Here is a 4763-nt window from a genome sequence, read left to right on the forward strand (position 1 = left end):
CGAAGCGGGCCGAGTCCGGGTAGGTCGAGAGCACCCGGGCGATCGCGGCCTCGTCGAGCGGGTAGAGCTGCTCGACGCGGACGAGGGCGGTGTGGGTGTCGCCGGCCTTGTCACGGGCCGCCTTGAGGTCCCAGTACAGCTTGCCGGAGACGAGAACCACGCGGTCGACCTGTGCGGCGTCCACGTCCGTGTCGAGCACGATCGGCTCGAACGAACCGGTGGTGAAGTCCGCGACCTCGGTGGCCGCCTGCTTGCTGCGCAGCATCGACTTCGGGGTGAAGACGACGAGCGGACGCTTGGCCTCGGTGAGCGCGTGGCGGCGCAGCAGGTGGAAGTGCGAGGCGCCGGTCGACGGGTAGGCGACCGTCATGTTCTGCTCGGCGCACAGCTGGAGGAACCGCTCGATGCGGGCCGAGGAGTGGTCGGGACCCTGACCCTCGTAGCCGTGGGGCAGGAGCATGACGACACCGGAGGTCTGCGACCACTTCATCTCCGAGGCGGCGATGAACTCGTCGATGACCGACTGCGCGCCCTGGGCGAAGTCGCCGAACTGGGCCTCCCAGAGGACGAGGGCGTCCTTGCGCTGCACCGAGTAGCCGTACTCGAAACCGAGGGCGGCGTACTCGCTCAACAGCGAGTTGTACACGGCGAAGGAGGCCTGGTCGTCGGTGAGGTTGGACAGCGGGGTCCACTCGTTGCCGTTCTCGTGGTCGACCATCACCGCGTGGCGCTGGGTGAAGGTGCCACGTCGGGAGTCCTGCCCGGCCAGGCGCACCGGTACGCCCTCCATGACGAGGGAACCGAAGGCCAACAGCTCGGCGAAGCCCCAGTCGATGCCGCCGGAGCGGGCCATCTCCTGCCGCTTCTGCAACAGGCTGCGCAGCTTCTTGTGGACCGTGAAGGTCTCCGGGATCTCGACATGGGCGTCACCGATGCGCTCGACGACGTCCTGCCCGATCGCGGTGGACCGGTCGGTGTACCCGAAGGGGGCGGGGGTGTGGGCGCCGGGGACGGCGAACCCGGAACCGCCGGAACCGGCCTGGTTCTCCGCTTCCTTCGTCTCCTTGAAGGCCGCCTCGAGCTTCGCCTGGAAGTCCCGCAGTGCCTCCTGTGCCTCCTCCTCGGAGATGCACTTACGACCGACGAGCGACTCGGTGTAGAGCTTGCGCACCGACGACTTCTCGTCGATGAGCGAGTACATGACCGGCTGCGTCATCGAGGGATCGTCGCCCTCGTTGTGACCGCGGCGGCGGTAGCACACGAGGTCGACGACGATGTCCCGGTTGAAGGCCTGGCGGTACTCGAATGCGAGCTGCGCGGCCTCGAAGACGGCCTCCGGGTCGTCACCATTCACGTGGAGGACCGGGGCACCGATCGACTTCGCGACGTCCGTGCTGTAGAAGGACGAGCGCGCCGAGGCCGGGGAGGTGGTGAAGCCGACCTGGTTGTTGATGATGACGTGCACCGTGCCGCCGGTGCGGTACCCGGAGAGCTCGGAGAGGTTGAGGGTCTCCGTGACGACGCCCTGCCCGGCGAAGGCCGCGTCGCCGTGGACGAGCACCGGGAGGACCGGGTAGTCGTGGGTGTCCCCGTGCAGGACGTCCTGCTTGGCCCGGGTGACGCCCTCGAGGACCGGGTTGACGGTCTCCAGGTGGCTGGGGTTGGCCGCGACGTAGACCTTCGTCGTGTTGCCCGAGATCGAGGTGTAGGAGCCCTCGGTGCCGAGGTGGTACTTCACGTCGCCCGAGCCCTGGATCGACTCCGGGTCGAGCATGCCGTCGAACTCGCGGAACACCTGGGCGTAGGACTTGCCGGCGATGTTCGTGAGCACGTTGAGGCGGCCACGGTGGGCCATGCCGATGGCGACCTCGGCGAGCCCGTTGTCGGCGGCCCGTTCGAGCACTGTGTCGAGCAGGACGATGGCGGACTCGCCACCCTCCAGCGAGAAGCGCTTCTGGCCGACGTACTTGGTCTGCAGGAAGGTCTCGAACGCCTCGGCGGCGTTGAGCCGGTCGAGGATGTGCTTCTGCTGCTCGCGGGTGGGCGCGGCGTGGGGCACCTCGAGCTTGGCCTGGAACCAGCGGCGCTGCACGGGATCGGCGATGTGCATGTACTCGATGCCGAGCGTGCGGCAGTAGGAGTCGCGCAGCTGACCGAGGATGTTGCGCAGCGTGTTGACCGGGCGGCCGGTGAACCCGCCGGTGGGGAACTCGCGCTCGAGGTCCCACAGCGTCAGACCGTGCTCGTTGATGTCGAGATCGGGGTGCGACCGCTGCCGGTACACGAGCGGGTCGATGTTCGCCATGAGGTGGCCGCGGTTGCGGTAGGCCTCGATGAGCTCGATGACGCGCGCGGTCTTGTTGATGTCGTCCTGGTCGTTGGCGTCGACGTCGGGGACCCAGCGGACCGGCTCGTAGGGCAGGTGGAGGGACTCGAAGACCTCGTCGTAGAAGCCGTCCTTGCCGAGCAGGTACTCGTGGACGAGCTTGAGGAACTCACCGGAACCCGCACCCTGGATGACGCGGTGGTCGTAGGTGGAGGTGAGCGTGAGGACCTTCGAGACGGCCAGGCGGTTGATCGTCTCCTGGCTCGCGCCCTGGAACTCGGCGGGGTAGTCGAGGGCGCCGACACCGATGATGCAGCCCTGGCCCTTGCTCAGGCGCGGCACCGAGTGGACGGTGCCGATCCCGCCGGGGTTGGTGAGCGAGACGGTGGTGCCGGCGAAGTCCTCGGCGGTCAGCGCGTTCTCGCGGCCGCGGGCCACGAGGTCGTCGTAGGCGTCGACGAACTGCTTGAAGGTGAGGGTCTCCGCCTTCTTCACGTTCGGCACGAGCAGCGACCGCGAGCCGTCCGGCTTGGGGACGTCGATCGCCAGCCCGAAGTTCACGTGGCCGGCCTTGATCATCGTCGGCTTGCCGTCACGCAGTTCGTAGTAGACGTTCTGGCTCGGGAAGTTCTTCAGCGCCCGGATCACGGCGAAGCCGATGAGGTGCGTGAACGACACCTTGCCACCGCGGGTGCGCTTGAGGTGCGAGTTGATGACGATGCGGTTGTCGATGAGCGCCTTGGCGGGCAGGGCGCGGACCGAGGTCGCGGTGGGGACGGTGAGGGAGTCGTCCATGTTCGTCGCGATCGCCTTGGCGGGGCCGCGCAGCTTGACGACCTCGTCCTCCGCGTCGGGGGCGTCCGTCGGGGCGGCAGAGGTGGTCGCCGCCTTCTTCGACGCGACGGTCTTCGTCTCCGCCTTCGGGGTCTCCGACTCCGTCACCGACGGGGTGACGCCCTTCTGCGAGACTGCCGCCGGCTTGACCGGGGTCACGGGTGCCGCAGGTGCCGCGGGTGCAGCAGGGGCGGCCTGGGCCTTCGGCGCCTGTTCCGGTGCGGCCTGACCGGACGGGGCCCGGTCACCGAACTTCTCGAAGTAGGGCCACCAGGCCGGGTCGACCGAGTTCTTGTCGGCCTTGTACTGCTCGTACATCTCCTCGACCAACCACTCGTTCGAGCCGAAATCCTCGGCGGTTCGGTCGGGTGTGTTCACGGACACGGCGATGTTCGCCTCTTTCCACATCGGAGCTTCGGACGTCGGGGTCAGCCTAATACCTCCGGACCCCGGAATTCGCGCGCGGGACGACGGGCAGGTCGGGTCGACCGGCCAAAGGTACGCAAAGCGGACCTCAGGGTTGTGGTGCCCCTCACGGAACACCCGCCCCGGGAGACGCCGGTGGCCCGGTGTGTCCGACCTCTGGCAGCATTCGCTCCGGTGCCGGTCCCTCGTGGTCACCGGCGTGTCACCCACCCTTCCACCCTCGACCGAAAGCGGGAACCCATGGAGTTCGTCACCGACACCCCGGCCCAGGACCTCACCTATTCCGACGTCTTTCTCGTGCCCCGTCGCTCCGCCGTCGTCTCCCGGTTCGACGTCGACCTGTCCGCCGGTGACGGCACGGGCTCGACCACTCCGGTCGTCGCGGCGAACATGACGGCGGTCTCCGGCCGTCGGATGGCCGAGACGCTGGCCCGCCGCGGTGGCCTCGCGGTGCTCCCGCAGGACATCCCGCTGCCGGTCGCCGCGGACACCATCCGCTGGGTCAAGGACCGCCACCCCCTCTACGAGACCCCCGTCCGGGTGTCTCCCGGGGCCACCGTGTTGGAGGCGCTCCACCTGCTGCCCAAGCGCTCCCATGGGCACGGTGTCGTCGTCGACGACGCGGACGTGGTCGTCGGGACGGTGGCCGCCGGTTCGCTCACGGGGGTCGACCGTTTCACCGCGGTCGCCGACGTCATGGAACCGGTCGACCACGCGGTCACCGCCGGTCACGTGGACCTCGGGGCGACCTACGACCGGATGACCGCGGCCCGGCTCTCCTTCGCGCCCGTCGTCGACGCGGACGGCGGCCTCGTCGGTGCCCTCACCCCGGCCTCCCTCCTGCGGGCCGACGTCTACATCCCGAACCTCGACGCGGTCGGCCGGCTGCGGATCGCGGCGGCGATCGGCGTGAACGGCTCGGCGGTCGACCGCGCGCGGGACCTCGTGGCGGCCGGGGCCGACGTCCTCGTCGTCGACACCGCCCACGGCCACCAGGAGAAGATGCTCGACGTCCTCCGCGGTGTCCGCGACCTCGACCTCGGGGTGCCCGTCGTCGCCGGCAACGTCGTCACCGCCGAGGGCGTGGCCGACCTGGTCGGGGCCGGTGCCGACATCGTCAAGGTCGGTGTGGGCCCCGGGGCCATGTGCACGACCCGGATGATGACGGCGGTCGGCC

Annotated in this window: 2 protein-coding genes; one reads left to right on the top strand and one right to left on the bottom strand. The window is 69.2% G+C overall.

The features are described 5' to 3' along the window. Positions 1 to 3478: multifunctional oxoglutarate decarboxylase/oxoglutarate dehydrogenase thiamine pyrophosphate-binding subunit/dihydrolipoyllysine-residue succinyltransferase subunit (locus AAD496_RS14315; protein ID WP_433913776.1), on the bottom strand; the 3478-nt coding region annotated here is incomplete at its 3' end. A gap of 348 nt (positions 3479 to 3826) precedes the next feature. On the opposite strand from AAD496_RS14315, the gene AAD496_RS14320 reads away from it, so the two are divergent. Beyond that, positions 3827 to 4763: IMP dehydrogenase (locus tag AAD496_RS14320; protein WP_349829532.1), on the top strand; the 937-nt coding region annotated here is incomplete at its 3' end.

This window comes from Brevibacterium litoralis (assembly GCF_040212315.1).
Classification (GTDB): Bacteria; Actinomycetota; Actinomycetes; order Actinomycetales; family Brevibacteriaceae; genus Brevibacterium; species Brevibacterium litoralis.